Origin of the sequence: Aquaspirillum sp. LM1, assembly GCF_002002905.1 — a bacterium.
Lineage (GTDB): Bacteria > Pseudomonadota > Gammaproteobacteria > Burkholderiales > Aquaspirillaceae > Rivihabitans.
On sequence record NZ_CP019509.1, the window covers coordinates 1,284,460 to 1,301,688 of the forward strand.

Here is a 17,229-nt window from a genome sequence, read left to right on the forward strand (position 1 = left end):
CCGCGCCATCACTCGGGCGGGGCATGGCCAAGGCCGGCAGGGTAACCCAGGCGGGCGGGATGCGCCAGCGCAGGGCCAGGGGAGTGTGCAGATGAAAGAGCGCCGCCACCCGGCAGTGTGTCACCCGGAAAGGGCGCACACTGCCAGACAGACACCAGCAGGGTTTACACGCTGTCGGTTTTCAGCAGCTCATTGGCGCGCACCAGCGCGGCGGCCAGGTCGGGCTGCACATTGCGTTCGCCCACATGGGCGGCCAGTTGCGAGTCAACCAGCATCTTGGCGGTGTCGCCGCCCGCGCCGCACAGCACCAGCGTGCGGCCAGCGTGGTGCAGCTTGCTGTACAGCTCGTCCAGCGCCAGCAGGCCTGTGGTGTCCAGCAACACCAGCCGGTGCAGTTGCAGGATCACCACCTTGCAGTTGCCGCTGTCCACCAGCGCGGTGTCCAGGGTGTCGGCAGCGCCAAAAAACAGCGCGCCCTCCACCCGGAACGCGGCGCAGCCTTCCGGCAGGGTTTTGCCGGCAATCGAGTGGCGCTCAAACAGATAGGCGTGGTCGGGCACCAGCTTTTGCACTGTGGTGCTGCTGGCCATGCGCTGGATGAAGAACACCGCCGCCAGCAGCAGGCCAATCTGTACCGCCACGGTCAGGTCGAAGGCCACGGTCAGGGCAAAGGTCATGGCCACAATCAGCGTATCGCGCTTGGGAAAATGCAGCGCCTTGCGGATGTCCCAGTCGCCCATTTTCAGTGCCACCGAAATCAGAATCGCCGCCAGCACCGCCAGCGGGATATAGCGCGCCAGCGGTGCGGCCACCAGGATGATCAGCAGCAGCAAGAGCGCGTGAATGATCCCGGCCATGGGCGTTTTGCCGCCGTTGTTGATATTGGTGGCGGTGCGGGCAATAGCGCCGGTGGCAGCAATGCCGCCAAAAAACGGCACCACCATATTGGCGATGCCCTGGGCAATCAGCTCCTGGTTGGCATCGTGCTTGTCGCCGGTCATTGAGTCGGCCACCACGGCGCACAGCAGTGATTCGATCGCGCCCAGCAGGGCAATGGTGAACGCCGGGGCCAAGAGGTCGGACAGGTGATTCAGATCCAGCGTCAGCATGCGAAACTCGGGCAGGCCCTGCGGAATGCCGCCAAACTTGCTGCCGATGGTAGCCACTGGCAAGCTCAGCACCACGGCCAGCACGCTGGCCAGCACCAGCGCCACAAACGGCGCAGGCAGAATCTTGCCCAGCCGCTTGGGCCACAGCAGAATCAGCGCCAGGCTGCCACCCGACAGGATCAGCGTGGCCGGGTCAAACTGGGCCAGATACTGGTTCAGGGTTTGCAGGGTGGCAAAAAAGCCGGAAGGCATTTGCGCCACCGGCAGGCCGAAAAAGTCTTTCAGCTGGGTCAGAAAAATCAGCACGGCAATGCCGTTGGTGAAGCCAGTCACCAGCGGCATCGGAAAAAACTTGATGATCTGGCCCATGCGCAACAGGCCCATGGCAATCAGCATCAGCCCGGCCAGAAAGGTGCATAGCAGCAGATTGGCCACGCCATACTTCACCACAATGCCGTAGAGGATGACAATATAGGCTCCGGTGGGGCCGCCAATGCACAGCCGGGTGCCGCCCAGCGCCGAAATCAGGAATCCGGCAATCACCGCAGTAAAAATGCCAGACTGGGGCGAAACGCCACTGGCCATGGCAAACGCCATGGCCAGTGGCAGGGCAACAATGCCAACCACCACGCCGGCGGCCAGGTCGTCGCGAAATTCGCTGACGGAATAATGTTGCAGATAATCGAGTAAACGTGGCCGGAACAGCCGCGAGGTCAGGGCAGACATGGTGGGGCTTCCTTGTGCCGGCGGGTGCGCCGGGATAGTGTCTCTCTCCAAAATGCCGCGCGCCCGGCCCACCCGCCAGGCGGGCGCATGCGCGGCTTCTCCTGAAGGCTCGTGGCGGCCTTCTTGATTGATCAGAAGCCACTGACGCTGGCGCATGGCCAGCGTCAGTGGCTTCCTGAGGGCATGGGCCACTGGCCTGGGAGGTACACGGTCACCCGGCAGGCTGCCATGTGGTGGCCAACCGATTTATGCCAAAAGCTTATTTGTCCCCGGCCACTATGGTAACACTTTATTTTCATGGCAAAACAGGATTGACCACACATGCCAGAAGGATTTTTGCTTTCTTCCGCGTCCACGCTGCCGCCATTTCGGTATGGTGCGGGTCTGGATGCCCGCTGGTGCGCCTGTGCGCTGGGCTCTGTGCTGCTGCACGGGCTGGCGCTGGCGCTCTGGCCCAGCAGCCCACCGCCTCTGAGCGTGCCGCCCGAACCCCTGGCGGTGCGGCTGGCGCTTCCTGGCCCTTCTGCCCCAGCGGTGATGCCCGCGCCAGTGCCACCCCGCGCAAGCCCCGCTCGCCCCAGCCAGAGCAAGCCCGCGCCCAGCGTCCCCATACGGCACACCACCCGCGCAATGGCCTTGCCCATCAGCTCACCGGTGCCAGCCAGCCCAATGCCAGCGGCACCGGCAGCGGCAGCGGCAGCGGCAGCCCCCAGCGCTGTTGCCAGCAATTCAGCCCCCGTTGCCAGCCCGGCCAGCAGTGGCGCAGGCGACAGCAGCCGTCCGGTCAGCACCACCCCGGCGCGCTGGCAGGCGGCCTATCTGCATAATCCGCCACCGGAGTATCCCTGGCAGGCGCGTCAGCGCAGCCAGCAAGGCGTGGTGTGGCTGAGTGTGGAGGTGTTGGCCAGCGGGCAGAGCGGCCAGGTCAGTGTCTTGCGCTCCAGCGGGGTGCCATCGCTGGATCAGGCGGCGCTGCGTGCCGTCAGCCGCTGGCGCTTTGTGCCGGCGCGACAAGGGCAGACCACGGTGGATTCCAAAGTGGAAATCCCGATCCGCTTTCGCTTGAGCGACGAAGACAGCCCGACCGACTCCGACTCAGCCCAATAAGCGAGGCCAGCTGATTGACATCCTCCCCGGGTCAAACGCCAGCCTTGTGGCGAGGGGTGTGCCAAGAGGCACTTACTGGTGCGCATGAGCAAGAATGGGGCGCGAGCGAGCGCTAAAATGGGGCGTACTACTGAGATTGCGCACGATTCTTGCATGGTCTTACCCTGAAACCACGCCATCCCCGAGGGAAACATGCTCAAAGTCCTGTTGGTCAACGACACCCCCAAGCATCTGGGACGGTTAAGGGATGCCCTGACCGCCGCCGGCTGTCTGGTGGTGGGAGAAGCCGACAATGCCTTTGTGTTGCCTGGTCAGGTGTCGGCGCTGGCACCGGATGTGATTATTGTTGATACCGAATCGCCCAGCCGCGATACGCTGGAGCAGGTGTGCGTGGTCAGTCAGTCTGCCCCGCGTCCGATTGTGATGTTCACCGACGACGGCGGCAACACCAGCATCCGCGCGGCGATTCAGGCCGGGGTGACCGCCTACGTGGTGGAAGGGCTGGCCGAAGCCCGCCTGCTGCCCATTTTGCAGGTGGCGCAAGCCCGCTTTGAAGAAGAGCAGCGCCTGCGTGCCCAGGTGACCGCTGCCGAAACCCGGCTGGCTGAACGCAAAACCATTGAACGCGCCAAGGGCTTGCTGATGAAAAGCCGGGGCTTTAGCGAGGCCGAGGCCTATAACGTGTTGCGCAACAAGGCAATGCAAAGCAATGTGAAGCTGGCCGAAGTGGCGCAGCGGATCATCGATATGGCCGATTTGCTGGGGTAAACCGGCAACGGGCCGGCGTGTTGTCCCTGACGGCCAGCGCCAGGGGGCGACAACGCGGGCTGACGTTGGCTTTCTTGCCTGTTTATGGTGCAGCCCACCCTGTTATGGTGCGTGCCGTTGCGGTAGCGCCGGCTTTTCTGGTGGATTCCCTTGTTGATGCGCCAGGCCAGACCAGGCTGTTTGCGCAATCTTCCGGGCTTTATATTGCAGTGCAGCAGTATTTTCTTGCTGCTGTTTGGGCAAAACAGCCATTGACACGCTTTGCCAATAAACCTGGCACACTCCATGCTTAATGCTGAACCAAGCACCAAAGGCGGTGCGTGATAGTTCAGCATTACCCCAAATATAACGGGCGAGGCCACCAACGGCGGTGGGCTCGCTTCAGGACAAAGGCGTCCCTCAAGCTGCAGCACTGCTGCGCGCTTGACGGACGCCTTTTTTATTGCCCAATTTTTTTTGAAACACCCCATAACCCCTCTGAACTGGAGTGCCCTCATGAGCGATACAAAGCCGCTGGCGACCCCTAGCCGCCGTGATTTTCTCAAGACCTGCGCCGCAGGCGTGTCCGCCTCGGCCATCACCACGCTGATTCCAGCCGGGGTCAAGAGTGCCGCCTATGCAGGGGGGTCGGATGCACCGGAAAAAGCCGCCGTCAAAATCGGTTTTATTCCGCTGACCGATTGCGCGCCGATTGTGGTGGCCGCCACGCAAAATTTTGGCAAGAAATACGGCCTGACCATCACCCCGAGCAAGGAAGCCTCGTGGGCGGCGGTGCGCGACAAGCTGGTCAACGGTGAGCTTGACGCCGCGCATGTGCTGTACGGCCTGATCTACGGCGTGCAGATGGGCATTGGTGGCCAGCAAAAGAACATGGCCACGCTGATGACGCTGAACCAGAATGGCCAGGCCATCACCCTGTCCAACCAACTGCGTGACGAGAAAAAAGTGGTAGACGGTGCCAGCCTGAAAAAACTGATCACCGCCGAACCGCGCGAATACACCTTTGCCCAGACCTTCCCCACCGGCACCCACGCCATGTGGCTGTACTACTGGCTGGCCAGCATCGGCGTAAACCCGATGAAGGATGTGAAAACCATCGTGGTGCCGCCGCCGCAAATGGTGGCCAATATGCGCATTGGCAATATGGACGGCTACTGTGTGGGCGAGCCGTGGAATGCCCGTGCCGTGGCGGACAAAATCGGCTTCACCGTGGCCACCAGCCAGGATATCTGGGCCGGCCACCCGGAAAAAGTGCTGGGTGCCACCGCCGACTTTGTCAAACAGTACCCCAACACCGCCCGCGCCATGGTGGCGGCGATTCTGGAAGCCAGCCGCTATATCGACGCCAAGGCCAACCGCGCCAGCGTGGCCAAGCTGATTGCCGACAAGGCCTATGTCAACGCCCCGGAAGACGTGATTTTCCAGCGCTTCATGGGCAACTACGACAACGGCAATGGCAAGCGCTGGCAGGATGCCAACCTGATGAAGTTCTACGACGAGGGCAAGGTGTCGTTCCCCTACTTGTCTGATGGCATGTGGTTCCTCACCCAGCACAAGCGCTGGGGCCTGCTCAAGTCCGATCCGGATTATCTGGCCATCGCCAAACAGGTGAACCAGATCGAGCTGTACACCCAGGCCGCCGCCATGGCCAAGGTGCCGGTGCCCAAGGATCCGATGCGTTCGGCCAAGCTGATTGACGGCAAGGTATGGGACGGCAAGGACCCGAAGGGTTACGCCAACAGCTTTGCCATCAAGGCTTAAGGAAAGGGGCGCGAGATGACGCAATCTGCCACTGCGGTGCTGGATGCCGCCAAAGAAACCGCCGCCCCGGCGGCGGCCAAAGTAGCGACCGCCCGCCCGGTGCCCGCCGCTCCCGCTGCCGAGGTGAAACCCGGCATCGACTGGCGCGAGTTGATTGGCCAGCGGGTGATTCCGCCGATTCTGGGCTTTGCCCTGTTCATTGCCGTGTGGGCGCTGGTGGCGCAAGTCACCAAGGGCATTCCTGGCCCGCAATCCACCTTTGCGGCGGCGGTGAAACTGTTTGCCGACCCGTTTTACAACGCCGGCCCCAACGACGTGGGCATTGGCTGGAAGATTCTCAACTCGCTGTCGCGGGTGGGGCTGGGCTTTGGCCTGGCGGCGCTGGTGGGCATTCCGGCGGGCTTTTTGCTGGGCCGCTTCATGTTCCTCAATCGCATGCTGTCGCCGGTAATTGGCCTGTTGCGCCCGGTCAGCCCGCTGGCCTGGCTGCCGATTGGCCTGCTGGTGTTCAAGGCGGCACAACCGGCGGCGATCTGGGTGATTTTCATCTCCAGCATCTGGCCGATCATCCTGAATACCGCCGCTGGCGTGTCCACCGTGCCGCAGGATTACCTGAACGTGGCGCGTGTGCTCAAGCTGTCGGAATGGAAAGTGTTCACCACCATTCTGTTTCCGTCGGTGCTGCCGCACCTGATGACCGGCATTCGTTTGTCGATTGGCGTGGCCTGGCTGGTGATTGTGGCCGCCGAAATGCTCACCGGCGGCGTCGGTCTGGGCTTCTGGGTATGGGACGAGTGGAACAACCTGAACGTGGAACACATCATTGTCGCCATCTTTGTGGTGGGGATCATCGGCCTGGCGCTGGAACAAGGGCTGATGATGCTGGCCCGCCGCTTCCAGTACAACTGATTGGGGAGACTGAACATGGATAACCGCTACGTACACCTCGAACAGATCGGCATGGCGTTCGACACCAAAAAAGGCCGCTTTGTCGCGCTGCAAAACGTCAATCTGGACATTGCCCAGGGCGAATTCATCTCGCTGATTGGCCACTCCGGCTGTGGCAAGTCCACCGTGCTGAACGTGATTGCCGGCCTGCTCACCCCCACCTCTGGCGTGGCGCTGGCCGCCGGGCGCGAAATCGACGGCCCCGGCCCGGAGCGCGCAGTGGTGTTCCAGAACCATTCGCTGCTGCCGTGGCTGAGCTGCTTTGGCAATGTTTACCTGGCAGTCGAACGGGTGTTTGGCAAAAACGAAAACAAGACCCAGCTCAAGGCGCGCACTCACGCCGCGCTGGACATGGTGAAAATGACCCACGCCAGCGACAAGCTGCCCAATGAAATTTCCGGCGGCATGAAGCAGCGCATCGGCATTGCCCGTGCGCTGGCGATGGAACCCAAAGTGCTGCTGATGGACGAGCCGTTTGGCGCGTTGGACGCGCTGACCCGCGCCCACCTGCAGGACGAGCTGATGCGCATTGTCCAGGCCACCGGTTCCACCGTGGTGATGGTGACCCATGACGTGGACGAAGCCGTGCTGCTGTCGGATCGCATCGTGATGATGACCAACGGCCCGGCGGCCACCGTGGGGGACATCCTGTCGGTGACGCTGGCGCGACCGCGTGACCGGCTGGCGCTGGCCAACGACCCGGAATACCACCGCTACCGTTCGGCGGTGCTGGAATTCCTCTACCACAAAGAGCTGCGCCCGGCAGCCTGACCCCCGAACTGAACCGATGCTGAATGGATGGCGAACCGGTGCACACCGGCCCGCAGGCCCGAGTCACGCCCGCCATCCGCTGCCGAAGAGTGGAGCAACCATGAAAAAACCCAAACTTGTGATGGTCGGCAACGGCATGGCCGGGGTGCGCACGCTGGAAGAGCTGCTCAAGCTGGTACCGGACATGTACGACATCACCGTCTTTGGTGCCGAGCCGCACCCCAACTACAACCGCATCCTGCTCTCGCCGGTGCTGGCGGGCGAACAGACGGTGAACGACATCATCCTCAACCCGCTGAGCTGGTACGCCGAACACCATATCCGGCTTTACCTGAATCGCAAGGTGGTGCAGATCGACCGCCAGCGTCGGGTGGTGGTGGCCGATGACGGCACCGAAGCCGAATACGACCGCCTGCTGCTGGCCACCGGCTCCACCCCATTCATCCTGCCGGTGCCGGGCAACCAACTGGACGGGGTGATTGGCTACCGCGACATCCACGACACCGAAACCATGATCGAGACGGCCACCCGCTACCGCCACGCGGTGGTGATTGGCGGCGGCCTGCTGGGCCTGGAAGCCGCCAATGGCCTGAAACTGCGCGGCATGGATGTCACCGTGGTGCATCTGTCCGACTGGCTGCTGGAACGCCAGCTGGACCGCACCGCTGGCAAGCTGCTACAAACCTCGCTGGAGGCCCGTGGGCTGAAGTTCCTGCTGGCCAAACAGACTGCCGAGCTGATTGGCGGTGAGGCAGGCCGGGTTACGGCAGTGCGTTTCAAGGATGGCGAGGAAATCCCGGCGGATCTGGTGGTGATGGCCGCCGGCATCCGCCCCAACGCCGCGCTGGCCGAAGCTTCCGGCCTGTATTGCAACCGTGGCGTGGTGGTTAACGACACCCTGCAAACTTACGACCCGCGCATTTACGCCGTGGGCGAATGCGCCAACCACCGGGGTATTGCCTACGGCCTGGTGGCCCCGCTGTACGAACAGGCGCGGGTGGCGGCCAACCATCTGGCCGGCTTTGGCATTGGCAAATACCAGGGTTCGGTGACCTCGACCAAGCTGAAAGTGACCGGCATTGACCTGTTCTCTGCGGGCGAATTCATCGGCGGCGATGGCTGCGAGGAAATCCTGCTCTCCGACCCGGTAGGCGGTGTGTACAAAAAACTGGTCATCCAGAACGACAAGCTGGTGGGGGCCTGCCTGTACGGCGACACCGGCGACGGTGCCTGGTATTTCCAGCTGATCCGCGAAGGCCACGATATTCATGAGGTGCGCGACCACCTGATGTTTGGCGAAAACCACCTGGGTGACGCCGGCCACGCCGGACAAAGTAAGGCGGCCACCATGGCCGACGACGCCGAGGTATGCGGCTGCAATGGCATCACCAAGGGCACCATCGTCAAGGCCATTCAGGAACACGGTCTGACCAGCGTGGACGATATCAAGCGCTGCACCAAGGCCGCCAGCTCGTGCGGCTCCTGCGCCGGGCTGTGCGAACAAATCCTGATTGCCACCGTCGGCGGCGCGGCTGACCTGACGCCCAAAACCGAAAAACCGATTTGCGGCTGCACCGACCACAACCACGCCAGCGTGCGCAAGGCCATCAAGGACTTGCAGCTGACCCGCATTCCCGATGCCATGCGCGCGCTGGAATGGCGCACCCCCAACGGCTGCGCCACCTGCCGCCCGGCGCTGAACTATTACCTGATCTCCACCTGGCCGAAACAAGCCCGTGACGACCCGCAAAGCCGCTTTATCAACGAACGCGCCCACGCCAATATCCAGAAGGACGGCACCTATTCGGTGGTGCCACAGATGAAGGGTGGCGTGACCAACGCCGCCGAACTGCGCCGCATTGCCGATGTGGCCGACAAGTACGCCATTCCGATGGTGAAGATGACCGGCGGCCAGCGCATCGACCTGCTCGGGGTGAAAAAAGAAGACCTGGTCAATGTGTGGAAAGACCTGGGCATGAACTCCGGCCACGCCTACGGCAAGTCGATCCGCACGGTAAAAACCTGTGTGGGTCAGGAGTTCTGCCGCTTTGGCACCCAGAACAGCACGCAAATGGGCATTGAGCTGGAAACCATGCTGGCCAATATGTGGAGCCCGCACAAGGTCAAGCTGGCGGTGTCTGGCTGCCCGCGCAACTGCGCCGAATCCGGCATCAAGGACGTGGGCATTATCGCGGTGGATTCCGGCTGGGAGCTGTATATCGGCGGCAACGGCGGCATCAAGACCGAAGTGGCGCAGTTTCTGGTCAAGGTGACCAGCGCTGACGAGGTGAAGCAATACACCGGGGCTTTCCTGCAGCTGTACCGCGAAGAGGCGTTTTATCTGGAGCGCACCGTACACTTTCTGCACCGGGTGGGCATGGAATACATCCAGAGCCAGGTGCTGGCCAACGCCGAACAGCGTCAGGCGCTGTACGAACGGCTGATCTACTCGCTGGAAGGCTTGCCCGACCCGTGGGCGGCGCGGATTGCTGGCGCGCAGGCACATGAATTCATCCCGCTGACTGTGGTCGAGCCGACCGCGCCGGTGGCCGAAAAGGAGATGGCATGATGCGCACATGGCACACACTCTGCCGGCTGGAAGACATCCCGGTGCTGGGCAGCCGGGTGGTAAAACGCGCTGGCGGCGATATCGCGGTATTTCGCAATGACCAGGATGAAATCTTTGCCCTCCACGACAAATGCCCGCACAAGGGCGGGCCGCTGTCGCAGGGCATTGTGTTTGGCCAAACCGTGACCTGCCCGCTGCACAGCTGGCAGATCAACCTGGCCAGCGGCGAAGCGCTGGCACCGGATCATGGCTGCACCACCCGCTTTGAACTGAAAGTGGAAAACGGCGAGGTGTTGCTCGCCTTGTAAGCCCTCTGCCCCCGGCCAGCCGGTCGGGGGTGCCTGGCAGACTGTGGGCAGTCTGCACAGATGGGCACAGTTCTGTTTGCACGGCAATCGCAGCCCGGTGGTGGACGACTTGTTCCCCCCTCTCTCAGGTGCGTTCACCTCGCATGGTCCCCCCTGCCATGCCCGGATGCTGGCCGTGACCCCACAAGCGGTGACTGTGCCCTTCTCTGCCGTTTGCCCGGTATCTTTTGTTAAGGATGTAGTCATCATGATGACCGTCAAATCCACCTGTTGCTACTGCGGCACCGGCTGCGGTATTGAAATCGACGTCTGCGATGGCCAGGTGTGTGGCGTGCGCGGCGACCCCGACCATCCGGCCAATTTTGGCCGGCTATGCACCAAGGGCCTCACCTTGCCACACACCCTGCACACCGCCTCGCGCCTGGCCGAGCCACGCCTGCGCCCAGGCCGCACCGGCCTGGGCGAGGCGGTCAGCTGGGATATTGCGCTGGACGCCGTCAGCGACCGGCTGGCGGCCATCATCGCCGAGCACGGCCCGGAATCGGTGGCGTTTTACCTATCCGGCCAGATGCTCACCGAAGACTATTACGTCTACAACAAGCTGGCGCGTGGCCTGATTGGCACCCCGCATGTGGACACCAACTCGCGGCTGTGCATGTCCAGCGCTGTCACCGGCTACAAGCTGGCGCTGGGTGCCGACGCGCCGCCGTGCAGCTACGAAGATTTTGACCACGCCGACTGCGTGCTGATTGCCGGCTCGAATATGGCCTACGCCCACCCGGTGCTGTTTCGCCGGCTGGAAGCCGCGCGCACCGCCAACCCGAATATGAAGCTGATTGTGGTCGATCCGCGCCGCACCGACACCGCCGCCAGCGCTGACCTGCATCTGGCCATCCAGCCGGGCACCGATGTGGCGCTGTTCAACGGCATGCTGCATGCGCTGATCTGGGACGACCGGCTGGATCGGGGCTTTATCAGCGAACACACCGAAGGCTTTGCCGAGCTGCGCCACGCCGTGCGCGAATACACCCCGAAAATGGCCGCCGATATTTGCGGCATCAGCGAAGACGCCCTGCTCACCGCCGCCCGCTGGTTTGGTGAAGCGGGCGCGGCACTGTCGCTGTGGTGCATGGGCCTGAATCAATCGGCGCATGGCACTGACAAAAACCTGGCGCTGATTAACCTGCACCTGGCCACCGGCCAGATTGGCCGCCCCGGTGCCGGGCCGTTTTCGCTGACCGGCCAGCCCAATGCCATGGGCGGGCGCGAAGTGGGCGGCCTGGCCACCGCGCTAAGCGGCCACCGCGACCCGGCCAACCCACAACACCGCGCCGAAGTGGCTGCCCTCTGGGGCGTGGACGCGCTGCCGGCTACGCCAGGCAAAACCGCCATTCCGATGTTTGACGCCATCGCCGCCGGCCAGATCAAGGCGCTGTGGATTGTCTGCACCAACCCGGCGCACTCGATGCCGGATGCCAACCAGGTGCGCGAAGCGCTGGCCGCCTGTGAATTTGTCATTGTGCAGGACGCCTACGCCGACACCGACAGCATCGACTACGCCGATGTGCTGCTGCCGGCAGCCGGCTGGGCAGAAAAAGATGGCACGGTAACCAACTCCGAGCGGCGCATCTCGCGCGTGCGCCGCGCCGTGGCCGCGCCGGGCAGCGCCCGCGCCGACTGGGACATCGGCATCGACGCCGCCCGTCGCCTGGCTGCCCGGCTGGGTCGGGGCGGGCATTTGTTTCCCTATGCCGGCCCGGATGAAGTATTTGCCGAGCATTGCCTGACTACCGTTGGGCGTGATCTGGATATTGGCGGCTTGTCGTATGCCGTGCTGGAAGCCGAAGGCCCGCAGCAATGGCCGCGCCCGGCGGGGGCCAGCCAGGGCGCTGCGCGGCTGTATACCGACCACCGTTTTGCCACCGACACAGGCCGCGCCCGCTTTCACCTGACCCCCTACCATGGCGTGGCCGAAGCGGTGACGGCGCGCTATCCCTTCCATCTGCTGACCGGACGCCTGCGTGACCAGTGGCACGGCATGAGCCGCAGCGGGCGGGTGCCGGCGCTGTTTGCCCACACTGCCGAAGCGGTGCTGAGCATGCACGCCGGTGACATGGCCCGTCGTGGCCTGAGCGAAGGCGAACTGGTGCGCATGAGCAACCAGCACGGCGACTGGGTGCTGCCGGTGCAGGCCGACAGCGGCATGCTGTCTGGCCAGTTGTTTGTGCCGATGCACTGGTCATCAGGATTTGTGGCCAGCGCCGGCAGCAATGCGCTGACCGCCGGCAAGATGGACAAGCGCTCGTTTCAGCCTGAGCTCAAGCACGCGGCGGTGCGGCTGGACAAGATCGAGCTGGCCTGGCAGTGCGCAGCGGTGTCGGCGTGTGGCGACCCGGTCAGCCTGCTCACCGCCCTGCGCCCCCTGCTGGCCGAATGCCGCTTTGCCAGCGCCACCCTGCTGGATGGCGATACACCGGCAGTGCGTGTGCGCTTTGCCCACCCCACCCTGCCTTCGGCGCATTTTCTTGCTCAGCTGGATCGTGCGCTGGGGCTGGAGGGTGAAGCTGGCGTGCAACAGCTGTTCAGCGACCCGCGTCGGGGCATCCACAAACTGGCGGTCTGGCAGGGCAGCCGCTTGCGCGGCGTGCGTCTGGCTGGCGAGTGTTGTGCGCTGGGCTGGCTGGGCGAGCGCATTGTCAGCGGTGGCGACATGGGCGAGCTGCGCGCGCTGGTGTTTGCCCCGCAGGCCAGCCCCGCCGGGCTGACCCGCCGGGCGCGCATGGTGTGCCATTGCGCCAAGGTGGATGAAACCGCGATTTATCAGGCGCTGGCCAAGGGCGCCAGCGCTGACAGCCTGCGCGAGACGCTGGGCTGTGGCAGTGGTTGTGGTTCGTGCATGCCGGAGGTGCGGCGGATGGCGGCGGCGGTGAGCAAGGCGGCGTGAGGTCGTGAGATTAGCGGTGCCGCGCGATGCGCAGTCTTCTGGTGCAGCTCAATCGTGCTCAGACCGTGGCACCTAACCGCTTTACCCCCCGTGTGCAGCGCCGAGCATCGCAGACCCTCAGGGGGCAGTCCGGCACGGTTGTTTGAGCGTCGGCGCAGCCGACGCGAGTTTCCGGGCCGGCCCTGAGGGTCGAGAAGCACAGGGCACCCAGCCGCAGGCTGGGCGCGGAAGTCGGGTCGCCTTTCTTTGCCTTCTTTCTTTGGCGAAGCAAAGAAAGAAGGGCGGATGCGAGACGCACTCTCGCCTTAATTCAGCTGCCGCGCATGCGCGGCATCCAACATAAAACACCGTCCACGTAGCGGTTACCCCCGCCAAGGAGAACCATGATGACATCCCCCGGAAAAGTCTGGCTGATCGGTGCCGGTCCTGGCGACCTGGAGCTGCTCACCCTCAAGGCCGTGCGCGCACTGGGCGAAGCCCGCATCTGGCTGGTTGACGACCTGGTCAACCCCGACATCGCCCAGTTTGCCCTGCCCGGCACCCGCATCATCGGCGTGGGCAAGCGCGGCGGCTGCCGCTCCACCCCGCAAAGCTTCATCAACCGGCTGATGGCGCGCTACGCCCGCCAGGGCCAGATTGTTGCCCGGATCAAGGGGGGCGACGCCATGCTGTTTGGCCGGGGCGGCGAAGAAGTGGCCTATCTGCAGGCACGCGGCATCGCCGTGGACGTGGTCAACGGCCTGACCGCCGGCCTGGTGGGTGCGACCCACGCCGGCATTCCGCTCACCCACCGTGACTGCACCCGGGGGGTTACATTTGTCACCGCCCACGCTCAGGACCATTCCGAACCGGACTGGGCGGCACTGGCGGCCACCGGCACCACGCTGGTGATTTACATGGGCATGCGCCGCACCGAATCCATCCGCGCCGGCTTGCTGGCCGCCGGACTGCCGGCCAGCAAGCCGGTGGCCGTGATCGAACGCGCAGCGTCGCCGCAAGAACGGGTGCTGCTCAGCTCGCTGGGGCAATTTGCCAGCGACGCCCAGCGCGGCGGCTACGCCAGCCCGGCAGTGATTGTGGTGGGTGACGTGGTTGGCCTGGCCCGGCAGCAGGCCGAGGCCGGGCCCTTGCTGGCGCGTTGCGCTTGATGTTGCGCACCATGTTATGCCAATAACATGGTGCGCTGCCATATGACCGGCTATTTTGTCTTGAATGCCACAATTGAGTGCAGTATTTGCACCAATTTATCGCTTGCGCCCAATTGGCTTGCCTTGTGCCAAGCGGATTTGCCGGGTTTTTTCCAGAAAAGCCGCCTGTCGATAATCTGACAATGCTGCGCCGCATTATCTGACCCGGCCAGATGTATCTGGCTTTTTGCAAGTGCAATCACCTGTAATGGCATGTTTCTTAATTGTTTGTTTGAATATCGCACTGGTGCGATATTTTTTTCACGACTATAATCTTCCTCCTTGCCATATTGAATCTAACCGCGCTGGCTTGCTTGAAAATCAGGATAAAGTAGGCCGGACCGCCTGATTTTATGCACCAGAATGGAACATATTGCTGATAGTGCAAGCATGGCAGAACCTGGCCGCCTGAATGCGTCGCGCCAATTCCATAAAAAAATGTCTCAATACCGGTTTCAGCCTGGACAACAGCTTCGTATGCTCGACTGTTTTTGTCCGCTGGCCAAACCGTCAACCTGTGGGTGACCGGCCTGCCGGGACAGGATGAGACAGAGCTGCCGCACCTGGGTGCGGCAGCTCTCAAAACGAAAACAACAGGAGTGTTAACCATGGCAACCCCTCAGCGCAGCGGATTGGGGCGATTCAGCCTGAAAACCTTGTTTGTGATCATGAGCAGCATGGTCATGCTGGGCTACCTGGCCTTTGGCCTGTGGACCTGGAAAGTGATGGCGCAAGTGCAGGTCAATGGCCCGGAATATCACCGGGTGGTGCTGGGCAAGGATCTGATCGCCGATATTTTGCCCCCGCCAAAGTACATCATCGAAACCTATCTGGTTACCCTGCAACTGGATCGTGCCCAGCCGGCAGAACGCGCCGCGCTGATTGAGCGCACCAAGGTGCTGAAAAAGGAATACGACGATCGCCAGGCGTTCTGGACCACCACCGAGTTTGAGCCAGACCTCAAGAACGCCATGATCAAAACCACGCACGAACCGGCGATGCGCTACTACAGCATCCTGTTCGAGCGCTATCTCCCTGCGCTGCAAGCCGGTGACGACGTCGCCCGCACTGCCGCGCTGGCCGACATGCACACCGCCTACCAGCAGCACCGCAGTGCGGTGGACAGTCTGGTGGCCGATACCAATAAGTTTAACGCCCGAGTGGAAGTGGAAGCCGCACAAAGCATCGTCGAAGGGCGGATTGGCATGCTGACCATCTGGCTGCTGGCCCTGCTGAGCGTGATTGGTTTTTCCGTGCTGCTGGCGCGCTACCTGTTGCGCGTGCTCGGTGGCGATCCGCAGGTGGCCATGCAGGTGGTGCAGGCGATTGCCCACAACGACCTGCACCAGCCGGTCACCGTGCAGGCCGGCGACCGCCATTCACTGCTGGCGGCCATCGGTTCGATGCAGTCGCACCTCAAAACCGTCATCAGCGAGGTGAGCACCGCCGCCCAGGAGCTGTCGGCGTCGTCGCAGCACCTGAACGCCACTTCGCAACAGGTGTCGCTCAGCTCGACCGAACAAAGCGAAGCGGTGATGTCGGTGGCCGCCGCGATGGAAGAAGTGGCCATTGGCATTGCCCATATTTCTGACAATGCCGAAGGCGCGCACCGCCTGGCCAGCGAGTCGCATGACCGTTCGGTCACCGGCATTCAGCTGGCAGAGAGTGCATCGCGGCAAATGGCCGAGCTGCAGGGCACCGTGCAGGCGTCGTCAGAAAAGATCTCTGCGCTGCAAACCAACTCCGAACTGATTCGCAACGCCGCCGAAACCATCCGCAGCATTGCCGACCAGACCAATCTGCTGGCACTGAACGCGGCCATTGAAGCCGCCCGCGCCGGTGAGGCGGGACGCGGCTTTGCCGTGGTGGCCGATGAAGTGCGCAAGCTGGCGGAAAACACCGCCCGCGCCACCGGCGAAATCGACCAGGTGATTCAGGCCATCCATCTGGACATGGGCCACGCCGTGGTGACCATGGACGATGGCGTCAACCGGGTGACCGACGGCGTCAGTGTCACCCGCGAGCTGGGCAGCTCGATGCACGAACTGGCCAGCGGGGCCGACGGCGTGGTCAGCACGGTATCTGAAATCACCATGTCGCTGCGCCAGCAGACCGCCGCCCACGAGCAGGTGGCGGCCAATGTGGAAACCATTGCCCGGATGAGCGAAGCCAATAGCGGCGAGGTGAAGCGGATTGCCAGTGCGGCAGAAACCCTGGCGCAACTGGCCCAGCGCTTGCAGAGCGCAGTGAGTGTGTTCCGGCTGAGTTGAATCAGGCGCGCGGACAAGTTGCTGTTATTTGCCCTCCAGCTGGCGTGGACGCAGTTCGTACAGCAGCATCAGGCAGGCGCTGCATGCGGCCAGCGCGCCCACGGCCAGCAGCAGCAGGCCGCCAGCGGCCATCTGCCCGTCCATGCCCGGTTCTGATTGCTGGAAGAAGTCCAGCGCAATGCGCACCACCCACAGCGTGGCGGCCAGGGTGGCGGCCATCAGGCTGCCCAGCCAGCACAAATCGGCCAGGGTGATCCGCAAATGATGCGCCATCGAGACAGGCGCGTTCAGGCTCAGTCTGGTTTTCATGATGCGCACTCCAAAATGTTGTTGTGCAACATAATGAGCACAAGCCATGCCAGTTTGATGATAAGCAGATGACAGTCTGCCTCGTTGGGTGGCGGCAAAAATCCTTGTTAATACAGGCAGATTGGCCAGGGTTGATACCTGGCGCAGCCGTGCCTGCCGAGGTGACGTGGGCTGCCCGCTGGGTGCGTGCCCCAATCGGCAGCGCGTTGATATTGCGTTGCACCAAAAGCTGGCGTGACTAGTCGTCAATCACCTTCAAGCACAAGGGTTCATACGAGCCAATTTATGCCGGGTATCTCGGTTTAATTTCTGTTAAAACAAAACCTTACTTTGCCACAGCGAACCACCCACCGTCTCCCGCCGCATCATTCCCGCGCAGGCGGGAATCCAATGGCAAACACGATTTTTCTGAATAAATCAGCGTATTCCTAGACCACGCCCCAATACAAAAA

At 62.8% G+C, this 17,229-nt stretch carries 13 protein-coding genes; 11 read left to right on the forward strand and 2 right to left on the reverse strand.

Annotated features, from left to right (window positions below):
• Positions 1 to 164: 164 nt before the first annotated feature.
• Positions 165 to 1,835, reverse strand: a complete 1,671-nt coding sequence (locus BXU06_RS05590; RefSeq protein WP_171982118.1) for a SulP family inorganic anion transporter — start codon at positions 1,833 to 1,835, stop codon at positions 165 to 167.
• Between the two features lie 321 nt (positions 1,836 to 2,156).
• On the opposite strand from BXU06_RS05590, the gene BXU06_RS05595 reads away from it, so the two are divergent.
• The 11 genes from BXU06_RS05595 to BXU06_RS05640 all read left to right on the forward strand — a co-directional run bounded on the left by BXU06_RS05595 (position 2,157) and on the right by BXU06_RS05640 (position 16,468).
• Positions 2,157 to 2,942, forward strand: coding sequence for an energy transducer TonB (locus BXU06_RS05595; RefSeq protein WP_077297619.1), 786 nt, complete (start codon positions 2,157 to 2,159; stop codon positions 2,940 to 2,942).
• A 192-nt stretch (positions 2,943 to 3,134) separates the two neighbouring features.
• On the forward strand, positions 3,135 to 3,710 hold the full coding sequence (locus BXU06_RS05600; RefSeq protein ID WP_077297621.1) for an ANTAR domain-containing response regulator: 576 nt from the start codon (positions 3,135 to 3,137) through the stop codon (positions 3,708 to 3,710).
• Between the two features lie 17 nt (positions 3,711 to 3,727).
• Positions 3,728 to 4,003: a hypothetical protein gene (locus BXU06_RS17290; protein ID WP_150125114.1), complete on the forward strand. Its 276-nt coding sequence runs from the start codon at positions 3,728 to 3,730 to the stop codon at positions 4,001 to 4,003.
• Positions 4,004 to 4,205: 202 nt separating this feature from the next.
• On the forward strand, positions 4,206 to 5,471 hold the full coding sequence (locus BXU06_RS05605; RefSeq protein WP_077297623.1) for a CmpA/NrtA family ABC transporter substrate-binding protein: 1,266 nt from the start codon (positions 4,206 to 4,208) through the stop codon (positions 5,469 to 5,471).
• A 15-nt stretch (positions 5,472 to 5,486) separates the two neighbouring features.
• Positions 5,487 to 6,380 (forward strand): nitrate ABC transporter permease, encoded by an 894-nt coding sequence (gene ntrB / locus BXU06_RS05610; RefSeq protein WP_077297625.1) that lies wholly within the window; start codon positions 5,487 to 5,489, stop codon positions 6,378 to 6,380.
• 15 nt (positions 6,381 to 6,395) lie between these two features.
• Positions 6,396 to 7,190: an ABC transporter ATP-binding protein gene (locus tag BXU06_RS05615; RefSeq protein WP_077297627.1), complete on the forward strand. Its 795-nt coding sequence runs from the start codon at positions 6,396 to 6,398 to the stop codon at positions 7,188 to 7,190.
• 100 nt (positions 7,191 to 7,290) lie between these two features.
• Positions 7,291 to 9,759 (forward strand): nitrite reductase large subunit NirB, encoded by a 2,469-nt coding sequence (nirB, locus tag BXU06_RS05620; protein WP_077297629.1) that lies wholly within the window; start codon positions 7,291 to 7,293, stop codon positions 9,757 to 9,759.
• Positions 9,759 to 10,067: a nitrite reductase small subunit NirD gene (nirD, locus tag BXU06_RS05625; RefSeq protein WP_077297631.1), complete on the forward strand. Its 309-nt coding sequence runs from the start codon at positions 9,759 to 9,761 to the stop codon at positions 10,065 to 10,067. Before nirB ends, nirD begins: the two co-directional genes overlap by 1 nt.
• Before the next feature lie 247 nt (positions 10,068 to 10,314).
• Positions 10,315 to 13,011 carry a nitrate reductase gene (locus BXU06_RS05630; protein WP_171982119.1) on the forward strand — a complete coding sequence of 899 codons (2,697 nt, stop codon included), beginning with the start codon at positions 10,315 to 10,317 and terminating at the stop codon, positions 13,009 to 13,011.
• Positions 13,012 to 13,394: 383 nt separating this feature from the next.
• A complete protein-coding gene (gene cobA / locus BXU06_RS05635) occupies positions 13,395 to 14,159 on the forward strand; it encodes a uroporphyrinogen-III C-methyltransferase (protein WP_253189529.1) in 765 nt (254 codons plus the stop codon).
• Positions 14,160 to 14,806: 647 nt separating this feature from the next.
• On the forward strand, positions 14,807 to 16,468 hold the full coding sequence (locus BXU06_RS05640; protein ID WP_077297635.1) for a methyl-accepting chemotaxis protein: 1,662 nt from the start codon (positions 14,807 to 14,809) through the stop codon (positions 16,466 to 16,468).
• Positions 16,469 to 16,492: 24 nt separating this feature from the next.
• Here BXU06_RS05640 and BXU06_RS05645 read toward each other — a convergent pair whose 3' ends face one another.
• Positions 16,493 to 16,777, reverse strand: a complete 285-nt coding sequence (locus BXU06_RS05645; protein ID WP_077297637.1) for a hypothetical protein — start codon at positions 16,775 to 16,777, stop codon at positions 16,493 to 16,495.
• Positions 16,778 to 17,229 lie beyond the last annotated feature (452 nt).